Genomic DNA, 20,079 nt, shown 5'->3' on the forward strand with positions numbered 1-20,079 from the left:
CCGGTTCGACCGGACGGGGCCCTGTCGTGTCCGACGGGCGGCCGCTAACCGCAGGCAGGCACCGCTGCGGGGAGCGGCGCGGGGATGCCGACGCCCGGCATGCCGAGCGAGACGCCCGGTGTGCTCGGCCGGGTGCCGCCCTCGGCGGCGTCGCCGGCCCGGGTGCGGCGGTGCGACAGCAACGCGCCCTCCGCGATCAGGTGGTGCGGCGCTGCCCGGGTCACGACGGTCTCGACGACGTCCCCGGGACGGAGGCCGTCCGCCGAGGTGAAGTGCACCAGCCGCCCGTCGCGGGCCCGGCCGGACAGCCGGCCGCGCTCGGCGTCCTTGCTGCCCTCCCCCGCGGCCACCAGCAGCTCCACCGGGGTGCCGATCAGCGCCCGGTTCTCCGCCCAGCTGATCTCGTCCTGCAGCGCGGTCAGCCGCAGGAACCGCTCCTGGACGACCTGCTTGGGCAGCTGCCCGCCCATCTCCGCCGCCGGGGTGCCCGGCCGCTTGGAGTACTGGAACGTGAAGGCGCTGGCGAACCGGGCCTCCCGGACCACGTGGAGGGTCTGCTCGAAGTCCTCCTCGGTCTCGCCGGGGAAGCCCACGATGATGTCCGTGGTGATCGCCGCGTCGGGCATCGCGGCCCGCACCCGGTCGATGATCCCCAGGTAGCGCTCCTGCCGGTAACCGCGGCGCATCCGGCGCAGGACGTCGTCCGAGCCGGACTGCAACGGCATGTGCAGCTGGTGGCAGACCGCCGGGGTCTCGGCCATGGCCTCGATGACGTCGTCGGTGAACTCGCGCGGGTGGGGGCTGGTGAACCGCACCCGCTCCAGGCCCTCGATCCGGCCGGTGGCCCGCAGCAGGCCGGCGAAGGCGCCCCGGTCGCGGAACTCCACGCCGTAGGCGTTCACGTTCTGACCCAGCAGCGTCACCTCGAGCACGCCCTGGTCGACCAGCGCCTGCACCTCGGCGAGGACCTCGCCGGGCCGGCGGTCCTTCTCCTTGCCGCGCAGGGCCGGGACGATGCAGAACGTGCAGGTGTTGTTGCACCCCACGCTGATGGAGACCCAGCCGGAGTGGGCGGAGTCCCGCTTGGCCGGCAGGGTGGACGGGAAGACCTCGAGGGCCTCCTTGATCTCGACCTGCGCCTCGGCGTTGTGCCGGGCGCGCTCGAGCAGGGCGGGCAGCGAGCCGACGTTGTGGGTGCCGAAGACGACGTCGACCCACGGGGCGCGCCGGACGATCTCGCCGCGGTCCTTCTGCGCCAGGCAGCCCCCGACGGCGATCTGCATGCCCGGGTGGGCGTCCTTCACCGGGCGCAGGTGGCCGAGGTTGCCGTACAGCCGGTTGTCGGCGTTCTCCCGGACCGCGCACGTGTTGAGCACGACGACGTCGGGGTCCTGGTCCTCGCCGGCGGCGGTGTAGCCGGCTCGCTCCAGGAGGCCAGACAGGCGCTCGGAGTCGTGCACGTTCATCTGGCAGCCGTACGTGCGGACCCGGTAGGTCTTGCCGTTCACCACCTGATCGTACGGAGCCCGTCGCCGCGGCCCGCCGCAGCCGGGTCCGACGGCGACCGAGCCGACCGGGCAGTCGGGAGCCCTTGCCCCGACTCAGCTTCGTTACAGCTTCGTGATGGACCGGCGACGTCCTCGGGATCACGGGCACCTAGGGTCCGTGACCGTGACCAGCGCGACCGCAGAGCCTCTCGTCCGGATGTCCGGCGTCAACAAGTGGTTCGGCGAACTGCACGTCCTGCAGGACATCGACCTGACCGTCGCCCGCGGCGAGGTGGTCGTCGTCATCGGCCCCTCTGGCTCGGGGAAGTCGACGCTGTGCCGGACGATCAACCGGCTCGAGTCGATCGAGAAGGGCGAGATCAGCATCGACGGCCAGCGGCTGCCGGAGGAGGGCAAGGACCTCGCCCGGCTGCGCAGCGACGTCGGCATGGTGTTCCAGAGCTTCAACCTGTTCGCGCACAAGACCGTGCTGGAGAACGTGACGCTCGGCCCGGTCAAGGTGCGCCGGCAGTCCAAGGCCGACGCCGAGAAGCGGGCCCGCGAGCTGCTGGACCGGGTCGGCGTCCTGCACCAGGCCGACAAGGTGCCCGCCCAGCTCTCCGGTGGGCAGCAGCAGCGGGTGGCGATCGCCCGGGCGCTGGCCATGGACCCGAAGGTCATCCTCTTCGACGAGCCCACCTCGGCGCTGGACCCGGAGATGATCAACGAGGTCCTCGACGTGATGATCGCGCTGGCGCGCGACGGCATGACGATGGTCGTCGTCACCCACGAGATGGGCTTCGCCCGACGGGCGGCCGACCGGGTGGTCTTCATGGACGGCGGCCGGATCGTCGAGTCCGCGGACCCGGAGACCTTCTTCACCAAGCCGAAGTCCGACCGGGCCAAGGACTTCCTCTCCAAGATCCTCAACCACTGACCCGTCGCACAACCGAGAGGACCCTTCATGCGCATCACCCGCTATGCCGCCGCGCTCGCGGCCGGCGTCGTGCTGGCCGGCTGCAGCAGCTCCGCCGGCGACCAGGCCGCCGACCAGGCGGAGAACACCGTCGCGGTGGAGACCGAGGCGTCCTTCGCCGCGGGCACCTCGATGGCCGAGCTGAACGAGGCCGGCAGCATCACCATCGGCACCAAGTTCGACCAGCCCGGGTTCGGCCTGCTCAACCCGTCGGGGACCCCCGAGGGCTTCGACGTCGAGATGGGCAAGATCATCGCGGCGAAGCTCGGCATCCCCGAGGACGGCGTCGAGTTCGTCGAGACCGTCTCGGCCAACCGCGAGGCGTTCATCCAGAACGGCACGGTCGACCTGGTGATCGCCACCTACACGATCAACGACGCCCGCAAGCAGGTCGTCGACTTCGCCGGCCCGTACTACACCGCAGGCCAGGACATCATGGTGGCGGCGGGCAACCCCGAGGGCATCGCGGGTCCGGACGACCTGGCCGGCAAGAACGTCTGCTCGGTGGAGGGGTCGACCCCGGCGGAGAACATCCGCACCAACTACCCGCAGGCCCAGCTGACGCTGTTCGACGTGTACTCCAAGTGCGCCGACGCGCTGGCCAACGGCCAGGTCGACGCGGTGACCACCGACAACGTGATCCTCACCGGCCTGGTGGCCAACGGCGGCGAGGCCTTCGAGCTGGTCGGCAACCCGTTCACCGAGGAGCCGTACGGCATCGGCCTGACCAAGGACGACACGGAGTTCCGGAACTTCATCAACGACGTCCTCGAGGAGTCCTTCGAGGACGGCTCGTGGGAGGCCGCCTGGGACGCCACCGCCGGCGCGATCACCGGCACCCCGGCGCCCGAGCCGCCGGCCGTCGACCGGTACTGACCTGATCCGGAGCCGGGTGACGCTGCGGCGTCACCCGGCTCCGTCCTGACCACCGAGCCACAGGAGGAGCGGTCGTGTCCGTCCTGATCGACAACCTGCCGCTCCTGCTGCGCGGCTTCTGGATGACCCTCGTGCTGTCCGTGCTCGCGTGGATCGGCGCGATGGTCCTGGGCACGGTGCTGGCGGGTCTGCGCGTCTCGCCGTCCGCGCCGCTGCGGGGACTCGGCTACACCTACGTCGAGCTGGTGCGCAACACCCCGCTGACCGTCGTCTTCTTCTTCATGGCCTTCGGCCTGCCGCAGCTGGACCTCGCGCTCCCCAGCTTCTTCTGGTCCGCACTGCTCGCCCTGGTGCTGTACACCGCGGCCTTCGTCTGCGAGGCGATCCGCTCGGGCATCAACGCCGTCCCCCCGGGACAGGCCGAGGCCGCCCGCGCGCTGGGCATGCCCTTCGGCCAGGTGCTGGGTCAGGTGGTGCTCCCGCAGGCCATCCGCACGGTGATCCCGCCGCTGGGCAACGTGTGGATCGCGCTGGTCAAGAACAGCTCGATCGCGTCGGCGTTCGCGGTCACCGAGCTGACCGCCGTGCTCAGCCGGCTGTCCAACGCGACCGCCGGGGCGCTGGTGTGGATCGGCCTGGGTGTCGCGCTCGGCTACCTGGTGATCACGCTGCCGTCCGGCTGGGCCGTCAGCCGGTTCGAGCGACGACTGGCCGTGCTCCGGTGACCGCCCCTCTCGACCTCCGGAGGCCCCGGTGAGCTCCCTCCTCTACGACATCCCGGGCCCGAAGGCCCGCGCCCGCAACCGCATGCTGACCGCGGTCGGGGCGCTCGTCGTCGCCGGGCTCGTCGCGCTGGCCGTCTGGCGCCTGGCGGTCAACGACCAGCTGGACCCCGACCGGTGGGCGGTCCTGTTCGACGCGCGCACCGAGGTCCCCCAGGCGCTGCTGCGGGCGCTGGGGCGCACCCTGCAGGTGGCGGTCATCGGCATGGTGCTGGCCACCGTGCTGGGGGCGCTGCTGGCCATCGGCCGGCTCTCCGACCGCCGGTGGATCAGCCGGCCCGTCACGGTGGTCGTCGAGTTCTTCCGCGCGGTCCCGCTGCTGCTGCTGATCCTGTTCTCGTTCATCTTCATCCCGGCGATCGGCACCCCGATCAGCCCGTTTGCGGCGCTGCTGCTCGGGCTGGTGCTCTACAACATGTCGGTGCTCGCGGAGATCTTCCGGTCGGGCATCCTGTCCGTCGACCGCGGCCAGTGGGAGGCCGGCTACGCGCTGGGGCTGCGCAAGTCCCAGCTGATGGCGACGGTCCTGCTGCCCCAGGCGGTGCGCCGGATGCTGCCGGTGCTCATCGCCCAGCTCGTCGTGCTGCTCAAGGACACGTCGCTGGGCTACATCGTCACCTACTCCGAGCTGCTGCGGACCGCCCGCGGTCTGGTCGAGTTCTTCGGCAACACCTACTCCTTCCAGTTCTACGTCGCCGCCGCGGTCATCTACATCGTGGTGAACCTGCTCATCTCCTCCATCGCCCGGCTGGTGGAGCGGCGCACCCGCAAGGACGGCAAGGCTCGCGCCGCCGGCCCGATCGGGCTGCCGGACGAGACGACGCCGGTGGTCGTCCCGGGCGGGGGCCCCGACCGCGGCCTCTGAGCCCCACTCACGACGGCCCGCACGCACCGCGTGCGGGCCGTCGTGCTGTCCGGGGGCGGCTGCGGCTGGGCGCGGGAGCAGCCGGGAGCCCGCGCCGACAGGCCAGCAACCGCTCGATCGCGGACCTCGGCTTGTCAGGTTCAGCCGATCCCGCAGCGACGGGGTGCTGCCGAGAACTGATTCGTGACCATCGCCGCCCCCGCCGCGCACTTCGAGTTGGACGTCGACATGGCCGACACCTCTCAGCTCTTCGTCAGCCGCCTGCGCTCGTCCGCTGCCAGCTTCGCCCGTGCCGCCGGCGCGGAGGAGGCGATCGTCCGTGAGGCGGTGCCGCCGGCCCGGCACCGGCGGGCGCGCTGCCGGGTGGTGCTCCGCTACCCCGGCGGGGAGGAGCGCGACGTGACCTTCCTCGGCCCGGTCGTCTCCCCGGACCTGGGCAAGTACCTGTCGATGTCGGAGTTCGACGCGCTCATCCAGCGCTGGCTCCGGTCCGGTCAGGAGCGCAGCCGTCGCTGGCTCGTGCCGGACGACGAGGCGGCCGACGGCGTAGCCGTGGACGTCAGCGCCTGGCTCGACCGCACCGGGGGGACGAGCCGCACGACGCCGCGCTGACCTCCGTCGGGGCCGGGACGGGACTCCCCCACTCCCCGGCGCCCGCCGGGGCAGGTGCGGGCACGACAGAGCCGGTGCGACCACGGGGTCGCACCGGCTCTGCCGTGTTGCGGCACCGGCGGCAGGAGCTGGGGCAGGGCACCTGCGCCGGAGGGCTGTCAGGGCAGGTCGTCGACCCACGTGCCGGGCGGCACCCGGCCCGGCCGGCCGAGGGAGCGGGCCCGCCCCCCCTCCCCCACCTCGAGGCCGTCGCCGACGCCGTCGATGCGCTCGGGGAGGGACGCACCGCGGCGCCTGGCCCCGGCGTGCTCGGCCGGTCGCTCCTCGGAGATCCCGTCCTCGGCCAGGTCAGCGGCTTCGTCGGCGGCCAGGTCGCCCTGGTCGCGGGCGTCGAGGGCCTCGCGCACCACCCAGCCGGCCAGACCGCCGCCGTAGCCCTTGCGGGCGAGCATGCCGACCAGACGGCGCTCCGCCGTGGCCCGATCGAGGCGACGCATCGAGGGGAGCTTGCGCTCGACGAGACGCCGGGCGGCGTCCCACTCGTCCTGCGGGTCGACCTCGGCCACTGCGGCCGCTGCGACCTCCCCGTCGACCCCCTTGGCGCGCAGCTCGGCGGTGAGGGCCCGGCGGGCCAGGCCGCGCCCGGACTGCCGGGAGGACACCCATGCGGCGGCGAAGGCTGCGTCGTCGATGAGCCCCACCTCGGTGAACCGGTCGAGCACCCGGGTCGCGGCGTCCTCGGGAACGCCGCGCTTGGCCAGCAGGTCGGCCAGCTGCTTGCGGGTCTTCGACGCCCCGGTGAGGGCCCGCAGACACACGCCGCGAGCCACCGCCTCCGGGTCGCCCATGTCGTCCTCGGTGCTCCCGGGGACCGCGGCATCGGCGTCGTCCGCCGTCGGCGGACGGCCGCGCGCAGCCCGGCGACCCCCGGGGCGCTCTCCGTCCCGCCCGCGGGAGCGGCCGGTCTGCCGGCGACCTCGCCGGTCGCCGGCAGACCCGCCCTCGTCAGCGGGCGCCCCGCCATCCGGGACGCCGTCGGAGAACAGCGTGTCGGACACCGGGCTCAGAAGTCGGTCGGCTCAGCCGCCGGCGCGTCCAGCGTCGGGCCGATGCCGAGCTTCTCCTTGATCTTCTTGTCGATCTCGTCGGCCAGGTCCGGGTTGTCGCGCAGGAAGCCGCGGACGTTCTCCTTGCCCTGGCCGAGCTGGTCGCCCTCGTACGTGTACCAGGCACCGGACTTGCGGATGATGCCCTGGTCGACGCCGATGTCGATGAGGCTGCCCTCGCGGCTGAACCCGGTCCCCCACAGCAGGTCGAGCTCGGCCTGCTTGAACGGGGCGGCGACCTTGTTCTTCACGACCTTCACCCGCACCCGGCTGCCGACCGCCTCGGTGCCCTGCTTGAGGGTCTCGATGCGGCGCACGTCGAGGCGGACCGACGCGTAGAACTTCAGCGCGCGACCACCGGTGGTGACCTCGGGCGAGCCGTAGACGACGCCCACCTTCTCGCGCAGCTGGTTGATGAAGATCGCGGTGGTGCCGGAGTTGCTCAGCGCGCCGGTGATCTTGCGCAGCGCCTGGCTCATCAGCCGCGCCTGCAGACCGACGTGGCTGTCGCCCATCTCGCCCTCGATCTCGGCGCGGGGCACCAGGGCGGCGACCGAGTCGATGACGATGACGTCGAGCGCGCCGGAGCGGATCAGCATGTCGGCGATCTCGAGCGCCTGCTCACCGGTGTCGGGCTGGCTGACCAGCAGCGCGTCGGTGTCGACGCCGATCGCCCGGGCGTACTCGGGGTCGAGGGCGTGCTCGGCGTCGATGAACGCCGCGATGCCGCCGAGCGCCTGGGCGTTGGCCACGGCGTGCAGGGCGACGGTCGTCTTGCCGGAGGCCTCGGGGCCGTACACCTCGATGACCCGGCCGCGCGGGAGACCGCCGATGCCGAGGGCTATGTCGAGGGCGACCGAGCCGGTGGGGATGACCTTCATGGCCACCTCGGGCGAGTCACCCAGCCGCATCACCGAGCCCTTGCCGAACTGCTTGTCGATCTGGGCGAGGGCCATGTCGAGGGCCTTGTCGCGGTCGAGCGTTGCTGCCATGGTGGCCACCTTCGGATGTCGCTGTGTGCGGGTCGTCGCCGACGCTAGGACGTGGGTCTGACAGTTCCACCCGGCCGCGCTCATCTGTGGACGAGCACCGGGCCTGTGGACGCCACGGTAGACCGAACACACGTTCGATTCCAGTGACACGCCGCACCCGTCACAGCAGCCACGGCCGCGGCGTCGGAGCGCCGCTCCGCCGGCGGGCTCAGCGGTCCTTCGGCGGGACGTCGTACTCCTGGCAGATCTCCAGCCACACGCGGCGCACCGGCAGCCCGGCCTCGATCGCCTGCACCGGCGTCCGCTCGCCGAGCGCGCCGAACACGTGGTCGCGCGCGACGGTCTGCGCCCGCATCGAGCCGAACTGGCTCTCCATCCGGGACCAGAACTCCTGCAGGCGCACGCCGTCGACCGTACCCACTGCGCCGGCCGGGCCGGCGGGGGTCAGGAGGCGACCGGTCGCCGGGCGCCGATCCACACCACCACCAGCGGGACGACGAGCGCGGTGGCCACCACGGCCACGAGCCCGAACCCGCCCACGGCCAGGAGCGGGCCCCCCACGGCACCGGCCAGGGCCGCCCCCAGCCCCATGAGCAGGTCGGTCGCCCCCTGCGCGGCGGGTCGCAGCTCCGCCGGGACCGCCTCGGTGACCAGCGTGGAGCCGGCGACCAGGCAGCACGACCAGCCCAGGCCCAGGCAGAACAGCCCCACGCCGAGCTGCAGGGCCGCCCCCGGCGGCGCGGTCCCGGCCACCACCCCGGCGAGCAGGAGCAGCAGCCCGCCGCAGGCGACGGTGACCGACCGGCCGGCCCGGTCGGCGAGCCAGCCGACCACCGGGGAGAAGAGGTACATGCCGGCCACGTGCACGCTGATCACCAGGCCGATGACCCGCAGCGTCGTCCCGTCGGCGTGGCCGCCGTGCCCGCCGCCCATGTGCACCGGCGTCATGACCATCAGGCCGACCATCACCGAGTGCCCGACCACGACGGCGGTCACGCCGAGCCGCCCACCGGGCCCGGCCCACACGGCGCGCAGCGCCGCGACCGACCCGGTGCGGGCCGGCGGTGTCCCGACCGGGCGGTCGCCGGCGGCCAGCCGCCGGGCGAGCAGCAGCGGATCGGGGCGCAGCAGGAGGAGGACGGCCAGCAGGACGACGGCGAACGCCGCGATCGGCAGCACGTAGGCCCCGCCCAGGGGCGGCAGCCCGAGCGACCGCCCGAGCCCGTCGCCGACCCCGGCCAGGTTCGGCCCGAGCACCGAGCCGACCGTGGTCGCCCACACCACGAGCGAGAGGGCGCGCCCGCGGTGCTCCGGCTCGGCCAGGTCGGCGGCGGCGAAGCGCGCCTGCAGCCCGCTGGTGGTGGCCGCGCCGAACAGGAACAGCCCGACGACCAGCAGTGCCAGCGAGGAGAGCGCCGCGGCGGCCACCACCAGGACCGCGCCGCCGCCGGCGATCGCGTACCCGAGGGACAGCCCGGCCCGCCGGCCCCACCGGTCGCTCGCCCGGGCCAGCGGCACGGCGACCAGCGCCGCCCCGAGCACGCTGGACGTGCTGCCCAGCCCGGCGGCGGTGTCGGTGCCGGCGACCTCGGCGGCGAGCAGCCCGCCGACGGTGATCCCGACGGTCACGCCCAGGCCGCCGAGGGCCACCCCGCCGGAGAGCACCGCGAGGGTCCGCCGCTGGACCGCGGCGCGTTCGGCCGTCGAGAGGGTCACGGTCCTGCAGTCTGCCGCAGGTGCGCCGGGTGGAGCGGGTAGACAGGAGGCGATGACCGGACGACGTCGTGCCCTCCTCTCCGTCGCCGTGCTGCTCGCCGCGGTCGGCTGCGGCGACGGCGGCCCGGCCCGTGGGCGAACGGCCTCGTCGAGCACTGCGGGCGGCCCGTCGACCAGCCCGGAGCCACCTCCGCCCTCGTGCGCCGAGCGGACGCTGGCCGGCCTGGACCCGGCCGCCCGGGCCGGGCAGCTGCTGATGGTGGGCGTGCCCGCCGAGGACCCCGGCAGCGGGCTGGCCGGCGCCGCGGGCGTCCCGGTCGGCGGGGTGTTCCTGCACGGCCGGAGCAAGGCCGACGCCGCCACCCTGGGCGCGGCGGTCGCCGGGCTGCAGGCGTCGTCGGCGGTGCCGCTGCAGGTCGCCGTCGACCAGGAGGGCGGGCTCGTGCGGACGCTGCAGGGCCCCGGCTTCGACGAGCTGCCGCGAGCCGTCGAGCAAGGGGCGCGCCCGCCGGAGGAGGTGCGGAGCACGGTCACCGCCCTCGCCCGGCAGCTGCGCGCCGCCAGCGTCACCCTGGACCTCGCCCCGGTGGCCGACGTCGTCCCGGCCGGCACCGAGGCGGCCAACCCGCCGATCGGCGCGTCCGGCCGGCAGTACGGCAGCGACCCGGCGCACGTGGCCGACGTCGTCGGCACGGTCGTGCGCGCCCTGCAGGACGGCGGGGTGGCGGCCACCGCCAAGCACTTCCCCGGGCTGGGCCGGGTGACGGTCAACACCGACACCGACCTCGGTGCCACCGATCCGCGGACCACCGCCGACGACCCGGCGCTGCGGCCGTTCGCCGCGGCGGTCGACGCCGGCACCGCCGCGGTGATGGTGAGCTCGGCGACCTATCCCCAGCTGGACCCGGACGCCCCCGCGGTCTTCTCCCCCGCCGTCGTCGGCCTGCTGCGCGACCGGCTGGGCTTCGACGGGGTGGTGATGAGCGACGACCTGGGCCGGGCGGTGGCGGTGTCGCAGGTGCCGCCGGAGCGCCGCGCGGTGGACGCGGTGGCGGCGGGCGTCGACGTCGTCCTCACCGTCCGGGCGGCGGACGCGCAGCCGATGGCGCAGGCGCTCACCGACCGGGCCGCCGCGGACCCGGCGTTCGCCGCGCGGGTCACGGAGTCCGCCGGCCGGGTGCTCGCGCTCAAGGAGCGGTTCGGCCTGCTGACCTGCTAGAGCCCCATGGAGCGGCCGATGATCTCCTTCATGATCTCGTTGGTGCCGCCGTAGGTGGACTGCACGCGGGCGTCCCGCCAGGCCTTCGAGACCCGGTACTCGTCCATGTAGCCGTAGCCGCCGTGCAGCTGCAGGCAGCGGTCGGCGACCTCGTTCTGCAGCTCCGTCGTCCACCACTTGGCCATGGCCGCGTCGGTGGCGGTGACGTCGCCGGAGCCGAGCTGCCGGATGCACTCGTCGACGAAGGTGCGCGCGATGGTCAGCCTGGTCCGCAGCTCGGCCAGGACGAACCGGTTGGCCTGGAACGAGCCGACCGGCCGGCCGAACGCCGTCCGGGTGGTGACGTGGTCGAGGGTGAGCTCGAGGACCGTCTCGGCCGCCGCGACGGCCCCCGCGGCGATGGAGAGGCGTTCCTGCGGGAGGTTGTCCATCAGGTGCCCGAAGCCCCCGTGCTCGGTGCCGAGCAGGTTGCCGGCCGGGACGCGCACCTCGTCGAGAACAGCTCGGCGGTGTCCTGCGCCTTGAGGCCGACCATCTCCAGGTTGCGGCCGCGGGTGGACCCGGGCATGCCGCGCTCGACGACGAGCAGGCTGGTGCCACGGGAGGCGGGCACGTCGGTCGCCGTCCGGGCGACCACGATCACCAGGTCGGCGTTGATGCCGTTGGTGACGAAGGTCTTGGCCCCGGTCAGCACCCACGCGTCGCCGTCCCTCCGCGCCGTGGTGCCGATGCCCTGCAGGTCGCTGCCGGTGCCCGGCTCGGTCATCGCGATGGCGGTGATGAGCTCGCCGGCGCAGAAGCCGGGCAGCCAGCGGGCCTTCTGCTCGTCGGTGGCCAGGTCGCGATCCCGGCCCGCTCCCAGGCGTCGTGGAACGGCGCGACGGCCAGGTCGAGGAAGGCCCGGACGCTCGCCCGGAACGCGTCGTGGTCGGCCTCGTACAGCGTGGGGCGCATGGCGCGGAGTCTGACCGACCGGGAGCTGCCGGGACCAGGCCGGGGAACGGGACCGGGACGGCGGATGATCGACCGCATGGGTGGGACGACGACGGACATCCGCGCCTCCGTGGCGGCGACCGCGGCCGAGGTGGACGCCGGGACCGCGGACACCCGGGCCACGCTCCGGGAGCTCGGCGCGCGCGGGCTGCTCGGCCGCCCGTCGTCCCCGGACCCCGCCGCCTCGCTGGGTGCGCCCGTGGCGCTGGTCCGCGAGGTGGCGGCCGGCTCGCTGGCGGCCGCGTTCTCGCTGTGGTCGCAGACGATGGTCGGAGTACCTGCGCTGCTGCCCCACTCCCGTCGGCGCGGCCCTCGTGCCGGCACTGACCGCGGGTGGGCTGACCGGCTCCACCGGGCTGGCCCCGGCGCTGACGGACCTCGCCGGCGGGCAGCCGCTGCCGGTGCGCGCCGAGCGGGACGGGGGCGGCTGGCGGCTGACCGGCTCGGTGCCGTGGGCGTCCAACCTGTTCGACGACGCCGTCCTGGTGACCCCCGCGCGGACCGCGGACGGCGGGCGGCTGGTCGCGGTGGTCCGGCTCTCCGCCGCGACCGTCGTCCCCGCCGGCCCGCTGCTGGCGCTCAACGGCACCGGCTCGGTCGGGCTGCCCGACGTGCGGGTGACCGGCGGCGAGGTGCTCAGCACCGACCTGGCTGCCTTCGTGTCGCTGTGCCTGCCGGCGATGCTCCTGCTGCAGACCGCCTTGGCCATCGGGCTGGCCGACGCCGCGCTGCCGGCCGCGGCCGGGCGGCTCACCGGGCCCAACGGCACGCTCCGCGCCGACCACGAGCTGCTGACCGCGCGGCACACCGAGGTGGCCCGGCGGCTGAGCGCGCGGGCCGCCGACCCGCGGTCGGCCGGCCGGCCGGAGCTCGCCCAGCTGCGGCTGGACGCGCTGCACCTCGCCGCTGACGCGGTGCGGCTGGAGAGCACGGTGGCGTCGGGCAGCGGCTTCCGGGCCGACAGCCCGACCAGCCGGCGGGTGCGGGAGGTGGCGTTCCTCCCCGTGCAGGCGCCCACCGAGGGCCAGCTGCGCCGCCAGGTGGCAGCCGGCTGACCGGGCCGGTCAGCTCGCCCGGCGCACCGGCCGGTACCGGTACCGCGGCTTGATCGCGACGTTGAGGTAGCGGCCGAGGCTGTCGGACTCCAGCAGCGCCAGCGCCTCCTCCGGCGGCACGTCGAGGTAGTCGTACACCCCACCGTTGTGGAACTCGATCTCCAGCACGTGCTCGTCGAGGTCGTACCCGACCGAGCGGATGTTGGAGGAGTGCACCCGCGCACGTCTCATCGCTGCCCCCTCCGGGACGACAACGTCGTAGTTACGCCATTGTCATCCTGCGGGGGCGGGCCGTCAGCCCGTCCGCCGCCACCCCCGGAACCACTCGACCGCGACGTCCTTGGGCCACGGCCCCGCCGGTGGGGCGCCGTCGGCCTCGGGCAGCGCGTACGCGGAGAGCATCACCTGCACCGGGTAGCCGGGGGACTGCCGCACCACGTGCACGAGCTGCTCGTCGACGTAGAAGGCGACCTCCGACGCCGTCCACTCGACCGCGTACTCGTGGAACTCGCGGGCGTCGAGCGGCAGCTCGGGGCGGACGAAGTCGTCGGTGATGCGCGGATCGCCGAACGGGTGCACGCCCATGCCCACTGCCGTCCGGCCGTCCCGCACGTCCTTGCCGAACACCTCGACCACGCAGATCTCCGCCGACCGCTCGGGCGCGTCCTCGACGCCGATCAGCCACAGCGCGCCCATCGCGGCGGGGTCGTCGCTGAACCGGGCGCGGACCTCGACCAGCCCGTACTGCGGCGTGTACAGCCGCAGCTCCGGTTGCTCTTCCCGGACGACGACCCCCGGCCGGAACCGGTGCTGACCGATCGGGCTCCCCAGCGGCCCGGCGAATCCCCCCGTCCGCAGGTTCGAGACCCGCACCTGGCCGTCGAACTCCGGGCACCACGGCGGCTGGTCCTCCTCGACCAGCAGGCGCAGCCCGCCGTCCCCGAGCCGGTACCGCGCGGCCGCGGCCGCCCGGGAGCTCCAGTGCGGCAGGTACTCCGGCAGCCACAGCGACCGGTCGAGCTCCGGCCCGGCGAAGGTGTCCTCGACCGCCAGCTCGTATCCGCTGCGGTCCAGCGTCGTCGGCACGTCCCGGTACCGGTCCACGTCCGTCCTCCTCGTCGTCGCGCAGGTCCCGGCGGAAGTGTCGTACCTGCGTGGACACTGGTCGCGTGTCCTCCCTCGACCGGTTCTCCGCGGCCACGCAGGCGTGGTTCACCGGCGCCTTCGCCGAGCCCACGGCGGCCCAGGAGGGCGCCTGGTCGGCGATCAGCAGCGGCGAGCACGCCCTCGTCGTCGCCCCGACCGGGTCGGGCAAGACGCTGGCCGCCTTCCTGTGGTCCCTCGACCGGCTCGCCGCCGTCCCCCCGCCGGAGGACCCGCTGGCCCGCTGCCGGGTGCTCTACGTCTCACCGCTCAAGGCGCTGGCCGTCGACGTGGAGCGGAACCTGCGCGCGCCGCTCACCGGGATCGGCCAGGCCGCCCTGCGGCTGGGTCTGCCGCGGCCGGAGATCACCGTCGGGGTCCGCTCCGGCGACACCCCCGCCGACGAGCGGCGCACCTTCGCGCGGCGCCCGCCGGACATCCTGATCACCACGCCGGAGTCGCTGTTCCTGCTGCTCACCAGCCAGGCGCGGGAGTCGCTGCGCGGGGTGGAGACGGTGATCCTGGACGAGGTGCACGCGGTCTGCGGCACCAAGCGCGGCGCCCACCTCGCGGTCTCGCTCGACCGGCTCGACGAGCTGCTGGAGCGCCCGGCGCAGCGGATCGGCCTGTCGGCGACCGTGCGGCCGATCGAGGAGGTGTCCACCTTCCTGGCCGGTGGCCGGCCGGTGCAGGTGGTGGCGCCGCCGGCGGACAAGAAGTGGGACCTGTCGGTCGTCGTCCCGGTGGAGGACATGTCCCAGCTGGGGCAGCCCACCGGTGAGCTGGCGGGGTCCGCCGCCGGGGACCAGCCGCGGGCGTCGATCTGGCCGGCCGTCGAGGAGCGGGTGCTCGACCTGATCGAGGCGCACCGCAGCACCATCGTCTTCGCCAACTCGCGGCGGCTGGCCGAGCGGCTCACCGCCCGGCTGAACGAGCTGCACGTCGAGCGGACGACGGGCGAGCCGCTGCCGCACGGCGCGAACCCCGCCCAGCTCATGGCGCAGGCCGGCGCCGGCGGCGGGCTGCCACCGGAGGTCACGCCGATCGCCGCCGCCCACCACGGGTCGGTGTCCCGGGAGCAGCGCGCGATCGTGGAGGAGGCGCTGAAGTCGGGCCAGCTGCCGGCCGTCGTCGCCACGTCCTCGCTCGAGCTGGGCATCGACATGGGCGCGGTCGACTTCGTGGTGCAGGTCGAGTCCCCGCCCACCGTCGCCGCCGGGCTGCAGCGGGTCGGCCGGGCCGGGCACCAGGTGGGCGCGGTCAGCGAGGGCGTCATCTTCCCGAAGTTCCGCGGCGACCTGGTGCAGAGCGCCGTCGTCGCGGAGCGGATGCGGACAGGGTCGATCGAGTCCACCCGCTACCTGCGCAACCCGCTCGACGTGCTGGCCCAGCAGGTCGTCGCGATGGTCGCCGAGCGGCCGCGCACCGTCGACGACGTCGCGGCGGTCCTCCGCCGGTCGGCCGCGTTCGCGTCGCTGCCCGACTCCGCGCTGCAGGCCGTGCTCGACATGCTGGCCGGCCGGTACCCCTCCGACGCGTTCGCCGAGCTCCGCCCGCGGCTCACCTGGGACCGGGTCACCGACACGCTCACCGCCCGGGCCGGCGCGCAGCGGCTGGCGGTCACCAGCGGCGGCACGATCCCCGACCGCGGGCTCTTCGGCGTCTTCCTCGTCTCCGGCGCCGGGGAGACCGGCGGCCGGCGGGTCGGCGAGCTCGACGAGGAGATGGTCTACGAGTCCCGGGTGGGCGACGTGTTCCTGCTCGGCTCGTCGTCGTGGCGGATCGAGGAGATCACCCACGACCGGGTGCTGGTCAGCCCCGCCCCCGGGCTGCCCGGGAAGATGCCGTTCTGGCACGGCGACACGCAGGGTCGCCCCCTGGAGCTGGGCCGGGCCCTCGGCGCGTTCCTGCGCGAGGTCGGTTCCGCGACGCCGGAGGCCGGTGCCGAGCGGGCTCGCGCCGCCGGCCTCGACGAGTGGGGCGCGGCCAACCTGCTCGCGTACCTGGCCGAGCAGAAACAGGCCACCGGGCACATCCCCGACGACCGCACGATGCTCGTCGAGCGGTTCCGCGACGAGCTCGGTGACTGGCGGCTGGTCGTCCACTCCCCCTTCGGCGCGCAGGTCAACGCGCCGTGGGCGCTGGTCCTCGCCGCCCGGCTCCGCGAGCGGTACGGCGTCGACGTGGCGTCCATGCACTCCGACGACGGCATCGTCCTGCGGCTCCCCGACACCACCGGCGAGGCGCCCGAGGCCGACCTGGCCATCCTCGACCCGGACGACGTCGAGCGGGAGGTCACCGCCGAGGTCGGCAACTCCGCGCTGTTCGCCAGCCGGTTCCGCGAGTGCGCCGCCCGCGCCCTGCTGCTGCCCCGCCGCGACCCGCGCAAGCGCACGCCGCTGTGGCAGCAGCGCCAGCGGGCGGCGCAGCTGCTGTCGGTGGCCAGCGAGTTCTCGTCCTTCCCGATCACGCTCGAGGCGGTCCGAGAGGTCCTGCAGGACGTCTACGACGTGCCCGGCCTGGTCGAGCTGATGACCGACGTCCGCTCCCGCCGGGTGCGGGTCGTCGACGTCCAGACGCAGTCGGCGTCACCGTTCGCCCAGTCGCTGCTGTTCGGCTACGTCGGCCAGTTCATCTACGAGGGCGACGCCCCGCTGGCCGAGCGGCGGGCCCAGGCCCTCGCGCTCGACACCGGGCTGCTCGCCGAGCTGCTCGGCCGCTCCGAGCTGCGCGAGCTGCTCGACGCCGACGCGATGCACGAGGTGGAGGCCGAGCTGCAGCGGCTGCCCATGGAGCGGCACCCGCGCGACGTCGACGGCGCCAGCGACCTGCTCCGCGGGATCGGCGACCTGACCATCGCCGAGGCCGGGGTCCGCGGGGTGCCGACCGCGTGGCTCGACGAGCTGGTCGCCGCCCGGCGGGCGATCGTCGTGCGGATCGCCGGGGAGGAGCGGCACGTCGCCATCGAGGACGCCGGGCGCCTCCGGGACGCGCTGGGCACCGCGCTGCCGGTCGGCGTGCCCGAGGCGTTCACCGAGCCCGTCGCCGACCCGCTCGGCGACCTGGTCGGCCGCTACGCCCGCACGCACGGGCCGTTCGTGCCCAGCGACGTGGCCGGCCGGCTGGGGCTGGGCGTCGCCGTCGTGACGGCCACCCTGCAGCGGCTGGTCGGCACCGGCCGGCTGGTCACCGGCGAGTTCCGGCCCGGCGGCACCGGCCAGGAGTGGTGCGACGCCGACGTGCTGCGCTCGATCCGCCGCCGGTCGCTGGCCAAGCTGCGCCAGGAGGTCGAGCCGGTGCCGGTCGGCACGCTGGCCCGGTTCACGCCGTCCTGGCAGTCCGTCGGCAGCCGGGTGCGCGGGGTCGACGGCGTCCTGGCCGTCGTGGAGCAACTGGCCGGCGCCCTGGTGCCCGCATCGGCGCTGGAGTCGCTGGTTCTCCCCTCGCGGGTCCGCGACTACTCCCCCGCGATGCTCGACGAGCTGACCAGCGCGGGCGAGGTGCTGTGGGCCGGTGCCGGCGGGCTGTCCGGCGGGGACGGCTGGCTCACCCTGGTGCCCGCCGACCTGGCCCCGCTGCTGCTGCCCGAGCCGCCCGGCGGCGCGCAGCTCGAGGGCGGGGTCGCCCAGCAGGTGCTCGAGGAGCTCGCCGGTGGGCAGGCGCTCTTCTTCCGGTCGCTGTCCGACCGGGTCGGCGCGACCGACGACCAGGCGCTGGCCGACGTCGTCTGGGACCTGGTGTGGAGCGGCGCGCTGACCAACGACACGCTCGCCCCGCTGCGGGCCCGGCTGGGCAGCGGCGGCACGCACCGCAAGGCCCCCGCCGCCCCGCGGGCCCGGCTCGACCGCAGCCGCTACGGGCGCACCCGGCTGGGCCGTCCGGCTCTGCCCAGCCGCACCGGCCCGCCGACGATGGCCGGCCGGTGGTCGCGCCTGCCGGAGCTGGAGACCAACGTGACCAAGCGCACGACGGCGCGCGCCGAGGCGCTGATGGAGCGGCACGGCGTCCTCACCCGCGGCGCGGTCCAGGCCGAGCAGGTCCCCGGTGGCTTCTCCGCCGTCTACCCGGTGCTCCGCGCGTTCGAGGAGAACGGCCGGGCCCGCCGCGGCTACTTCGTCGAGACGCTCGGTGCCGCCCAGTTCGGCGGCGCGGGCGCGGTCGACCGGCTGCGCAGCTTCGCCAGCCCGGACCGCACGCCGTCCGGCCCGGTGGTGCTGGCGGCCACCGACCCGGCGAACGTGTACGGCGCGGCACTGCCCTGGCCGGAGCGGCTCACCGGCGACGACGAGGCCGTCGACATCGGGGAGGGCACCGGCAGCCGCAAGAGCGGGCACCGGGCCGGGCGCAAGGCCGGTGCGCTGGTGGTGCTGGTCGACGGCGAGCTGGTGCTCTACGTCGAGCGCGGCGGCAAGACCCTGCTGTCCTGGACCGAGGACGAGCACACCCTCAAGGAGGCGACCACCGCGCTGTCCGGCGCCGTGGCATCGGGGGCGCTCGGACGGATGACGGTGCAGAAGGCCGACGGCGCCTCGGTGCACGAGTCCACGCCGTTGTCCACGGCGCTGCAGGCAGCCGGGTTCGCTGCCACCCCGCGGGGCCTCCGCCTCCGCGGCTGACCCCGGAGGTCAGCGGCGGCGGGAGCCCTGCAGCCAGGGTGCGTACCGGCGGCTCAGCCGCGGCATCAGGACCCGCAGCGCGGTCACGACGTACACCGCGGACAGCACCAGCCGCAGCGGCCAGGGCCAGTTCCCGACGAAGGGAACGGCAACCAGCTGGAACGAGGTGGTCACCGCCAGCACGACCGCGACGGTGAGCAGCCAGCTGCGCCAGGCCGGGCCGGGGCGCGGTGGCACCGCGAAGAAGGTCTCCAGGCCCACGGCGCGGGCGACCCGCTCGTCCTCGACCAGCCGGCGCACCTCCTCCAGCGCTCCGCGGCGCTCGGGCGACCGCTCCCACGCGGCCAGCGACGCGTCGTCGGCGAACCGGTAGACGAGGTGGTACTCGTCGCTCCCCGGGCCGGGACGCAGCAGGGACGAGCCGACATGCCCCCAAAAGGCCGCCACGACCTCCTGGACGTCGGTGGCCCACTGCTCGAAGGCGTTCTGCAGCTCCGGGCGCACCACCCGCGCGACGGTCACCGTCACCGGCTCGGGTGCCCGGCCGGCGGAGTTGCCGGCCAGCCGCGCGGGCAGGGTGCGCAGTCGCGCCGTCATGTCCACGGCCTGCCGGAGCGCCGCCGGGGCCGGGGCTGTTCCCGGATGTCGGCCCCTTCACAGAGCCCGGCCCGCCCGGCGAGCGGCCTCCCGGCTAGGGGTCCGGCCGGCCATCGCCGATGAGACCTCGCGCAGCGGCACGGACGGCAGCGGGCCGCCGCGCAGGGGATCATGGTCGTCATGCCCGAGGGAGACACCGTCTGGCTCGCCGCGCAGCGGATGCACACGGCGCTGGCCGGGGCGACGCTGCGCCGGGGTGAGCTGCGGGTGCCGCAGCTGGCCGCCGTCGACCTGGCCGGCGCGACCGTCACCGAGGTCGTCCCCCGCGGCAAGCACATGCTGATCCGGCTCGCCGACGGCCGGACCCTGCGCACCCACTACCGGATGGACGGCAGCTGGCACATCTACCGGCCCGGCACGAAGTGGCACGGGGGTCCTGCCTTCGCCGTCCGGGCCGTGCTGGCCACCCAGGAGTGGGAGTGCGTCGGGTACCGGCTGCACGACATGGCGCTGGTGGCCACCGCCGACGAGGACCAGCTCGTCGGCCACCTGGGCCCCGACGTCCTGGGCCCGGACTGGGACCTCGACGAGGCGCTGCGCCGGCTGCTCAGCCATCCCGACGAGCAGATCGGGGTCGCCCTGCTCGACCAGCGGAACCTGGCCGGCATCGGCAACCTCTACAAGGTCGAGTCGCTGTTCCTCGCCGGCGTCCACCCGTGGACGCGGGTCGCCGACGTCCCGGACCTGGCCGGCCTGGTGAACCGGGCCCGGACCCTGATGCTCGCCAACCGGCACCGCCCGGAGCAGAGCACCACCGGCAGCACGCGTCGCGGCGAGGACCACTGGGTCGCCGGGCGGAAGGGCCGGCCCTGCCGCCGCTGCGGCACCCGGATCCTGCTCGGTGACCAGGGACCGGACACCCAGGAGCGGGTGACGTGGTGGTGCCCGAACTGCCAGGCGCCGCGCAGCCCCATCGACCCGTCGGCACGTACCGGCGAGCACGACCACCCGCCGACGCTCGCCGGCCGCTGAGACGACACCGCC

General features: G+C 74.7%; 19 protein-coding genes. 9 read left to right on the top strand and 10 right to left on the bottom strand.

The genetic code is table 11. The features are described from left to right. Positions 1–44 precede the first annotated feature (44 nt). Complete coding sequence (gene miaB / locus HL189_RS16230) at positions 45–1,511, bottom strand: tRNA (N6-isopentenyl adenosine(37)-C2)-methylthiotransferase MiaB (RefSeq protein ID WP_369134751.1); 1,467 nt, start codon at positions 1,509–1,511, stop codon at positions 45–47. 193 nt (positions 1,512–1,704) lie between these two features. Here miaB and HL189_RS16235 point away from each other — a divergent pair, with 193 nt between their 5' ends. From HL189_RS16235 to HL189_RS16255, 5 genes are all read left to right on the top strand, one after another. After that, positions 1,705–2,424 carry an amino acid ABC transporter ATP-binding protein gene (locus HL189_RS16235; RefSeq protein ID WP_369134794.1) on the top strand — a complete coding sequence of 240 codons (720 nt, stop codon included), beginning with the start codon at positions 1,705–1,707 and terminating at the stop codon, positions 2,422–2,424. A gap of 27 nt (positions 2,425–2,451) precedes the next feature. Beyond that, the gene (locus HL189_RS16240) at positions 2,452–3,339 is read left to right on the top strand and encodes a glutamate ABC transporter substrate-binding protein (protein WP_369134752.1); all 888 of its coding nucleotides are present in this window, start codon (positions 2,452–2,454) and stop codon (positions 3,337–3,339) included. Positions 3,340–3,413: 74 nt separating this feature from the next. Further along, positions 3,414–4,064 (top strand): amino acid ABC transporter permease, encoded by a 651-nt coding sequence (locus HL189_RS16245; RefSeq protein ID WP_369134753.1) that lies wholly within the window; start codon positions 3,414–3,416, stop codon positions 4,062–4,064. Between the two features lie 28 nt (positions 4,065–4,092). Next, positions 4,093–4,986, top strand: a complete 894-nt coding sequence (locus tag HL189_RS16250) for an amino acid ABC transporter permease (RefSeq protein ID WP_369134754.1) — start codon at positions 4,093–4,095, stop codon at positions 4,984–4,986. Positions 4,987–5,169: 183 nt separating this feature from the next. Beyond that, positions 5,170–5,598 carry a hypothetical protein gene (locus HL189_RS16255; RefSeq protein ID WP_369134755.1) on the top strand — a complete coding sequence of 143 codons (429 nt, stop codon included), beginning with the start codon at positions 5,170–5,172 and terminating at the stop codon, positions 5,596–5,598. A gap of 158 nt (positions 5,599–5,756) precedes the next feature. Here the strand turns inward: HL189_RS16255 and HL189_RS16260 are convergent, their stop codons facing one another. From HL189_RS16260 to HL189_RS16275, 4 genes are all read right to left on the bottom strand, one after another. Continuing rightward, positions 5,757–6,446, bottom strand: a complete 690-nt coding sequence (locus HL189_RS16260; RefSeq protein WP_369134756.1) for a regulatory protein RecX — start codon at positions 6,444–6,446, stop codon at positions 5,757–5,759. A gap of 215 nt (positions 6,447–6,661) precedes the next feature. Continuing rightward, entirely contained in the window at positions 6,662–7,696 is a 1,035-nt protein-coding gene (gene recA, locus HL189_RS16265; RefSeq protein WP_222267939.1) for a recombinase RecA, read from the bottom strand. Between the two features lie 208 nt (positions 7,697–7,904). Next, a complete protein-coding gene (locus HL189_RS16270) occupies positions 7,905–8,099 on the bottom strand; it encodes a DUF3046 domain-containing protein (protein ID WP_369134757.1) in 195 nt (64 codons plus the stop codon). A gap of 41 nt (positions 8,100–8,140) precedes the next feature. Beyond that, positions 8,141–9,412, bottom strand: coding sequence for an MFS transporter (locus HL189_RS16275; RefSeq protein ID WP_369134758.1), 1,272 nt, complete (start codon positions 9,410–9,412; stop codon positions 8,141–8,143). A 52-nt stretch (positions 9,413–9,464) separates the two neighbouring features. On the opposite strand from HL189_RS16275, the gene HL189_RS16280 reads away from it, so the two are divergent. After that, a complete protein-coding gene (locus HL189_RS16280) occupies positions 9,465–10,631 on the top strand; it encodes a glycoside hydrolase family 3 N-terminal domain-containing protein (protein ID WP_369134759.1) in 1,167 nt (388 codons plus the stop codon). On the opposite strand, the gene HL189_RS16285 is transcribed toward HL189_RS16280, so the two are convergent. Continuing rightward, the gene (locus tag HL189_RS16285; RefSeq protein WP_369134760.1) at positions 10,628–11,119 is read right to left on the bottom strand and encodes an acyl-CoA dehydrogenase family protein; all 492 of its coding nucleotides are present in this window, start codon (positions 11,117–11,119) and stop codon (positions 10,628–10,630) included. The two genes, HL189_RS16280 and HL189_RS16285, sit on opposite strands and share 4 nt — an antisense overlap. Next, positions 11,062–11,397, bottom strand: coding sequence for an acyl-CoA dehydrogenase family protein (locus HL189_RS16290; protein ID WP_369134761.1), 336 nt, complete (start codon positions 11,395–11,397; stop codon positions 11,062–11,064). Before HL189_RS16290 ends, HL189_RS16285 begins: the two co-directional genes overlap by 58 nt. Before the next feature lie 541 nt (positions 11,398–11,938). On the opposite strand from HL189_RS16290, the gene HL189_RS16295 reads away from it, so the two are divergent. Beyond that, the gene (locus tag HL189_RS16295; protein WP_369134762.1) at positions 11,939–12,679 is read left to right on the top strand and encodes a hypothetical protein; all 741 of its coding nucleotides are present in this window, start codon (positions 11,939–11,941) and stop codon (positions 12,677–12,679) included. Positions 12,680–12,688: 9 nt separating this feature from the next. Here HL189_RS16295 and HL189_RS16300 read toward each other — a convergent pair whose 3' ends face one another. Both HL189_RS16300 and HL189_RS16305 read right to left on the bottom strand, forming a co-directional pair. Then, the gene (locus HL189_RS16300) at positions 12,689–12,910 is read right to left on the bottom strand and encodes a KTSC domain-containing protein (protein WP_369134763.1); all 222 of its coding nucleotides are present in this window, start codon (positions 12,908–12,910) and stop codon (positions 12,689–12,691) included. Between the two features lie 63 nt (positions 12,911–12,973). Continuing rightward, positions 12,974–13,783 (bottom strand): glycoside hydrolase family 16 protein, encoded by an 810-nt coding sequence (locus tag HL189_RS16305; RefSeq protein ID WP_369134764.1) that lies wholly within the window; start codon positions 13,781–13,783, stop codon positions 12,974–12,976. Between the two features lie 65 nt (positions 13,784–13,848). Between HL189_RS16305 and HL189_RS16310 the strand changes: the two genes are divergently transcribed. Then, positions 13,849–18,438: an ATP-dependent helicase gene (locus HL189_RS16310; RefSeq protein ID WP_369134765.1), complete on the top strand. Its 4,590-nt coding sequence runs from the start codon at positions 13,849–13,851 to the stop codon at positions 18,436–18,438. Positions 18,439–18,447: 9 nt separating this feature from the next. On the opposite strand, the gene HL189_RS16315 is transcribed toward HL189_RS16310, so the two are convergent. After that, entirely contained in the window at positions 18,448–19,035 is a 588-nt protein-coding gene (locus tag HL189_RS16315; RefSeq protein WP_369134766.1) for an antibiotic biosynthesis monooxygenase, read from the bottom strand. A 180-nt stretch (positions 19,036–19,215) separates the two neighbouring features. Here HL189_RS16315 and HL189_RS16320 point away from each other — a divergent pair, with 180 nt between their 5' ends. Then, positions 19,216–20,067 (top strand): DNA-formamidopyrimidine glycosylase family protein, encoded by an 852-nt coding sequence (locus HL189_RS16320; protein WP_369134767.1) that lies wholly within the window; start codon positions 19,216–19,218, stop codon positions 20,065–20,067. Positions 20,068–20,079: the final 12 nt, after the last annotated feature.

The organism is Modestobacter sp. I12A-02662 (genome assembly GCF_041028325.1).
Taxonomy (GTDB): domain Bacteria; phylum Actinomycetota; class Actinomycetes; order Mycobacteriales; family Geodermatophilaceae; genus Modestobacter.

Bases quoted from the DNA above. Each gene is read 5' to 3' on its own strand.
- HL189_RS16235 (WP_369134794.1), top strand. From the start codon at position 1,705: ATGTCCGGCGTCAACAAGTGGTTCGGCGAACTGCACGTCCTGCAGGAC.
- HL189_RS16240 (WP_369134752.1), top strand. From the start codon at position 2,452: ATGCGCATCACCCGCTATGCCGCCGCGCTCGCGGCCGGCGTCGTGCTG.
- HL189_RS16260 (WP_369134756.1), bottom strand. From the start codon at position 6,446: ATGGGCGACCCGGAGGCGGTGGCTCGCGGCGTGTGTCTGCGGGCCCTC.
- recA (WP_222267939.1), bottom strand. From the start codon at position 7,696: ATGGCAGCAACGCTCGACCGCGACAAGGCCCTCGACATGGCCCTCGCC.
- HL189_RS16280 (WP_369134759.1), top strand. From the start codon at position 9,465: ATGACCGGACGACGTCGTGCCCTCCTCTCCGTCGCCGTGCTGCTCGCC.
- HL189_RS16290 (WP_369134761.1), bottom strand. From the start codon at position 11,397: ATGACCGAGCCGGGCACCGGCAGCGACCTGCAGGGCATCGGCACCACG.
- HL189_RS16300 (WP_369134763.1), bottom strand. From the start codon at position 12,910: ATGAGACGTGCGCGGGTGCACTCCTCCAACATCCGCTCGGTCGGGTAC.
- HL189_RS16315 (WP_369134766.1), bottom strand. From the start codon at position 19,035: ATGACGGCGCGACTGCGCACCCTGCCCGCGCGGCTGGCCGGCAACTCC.
- HL189_RS16320 (WP_369134767.1), top strand. From the start codon at position 19,216: ATGCCCGAGGGAGACACCGTCTGGCTCGCCGCGCAGCGGATGCACACG.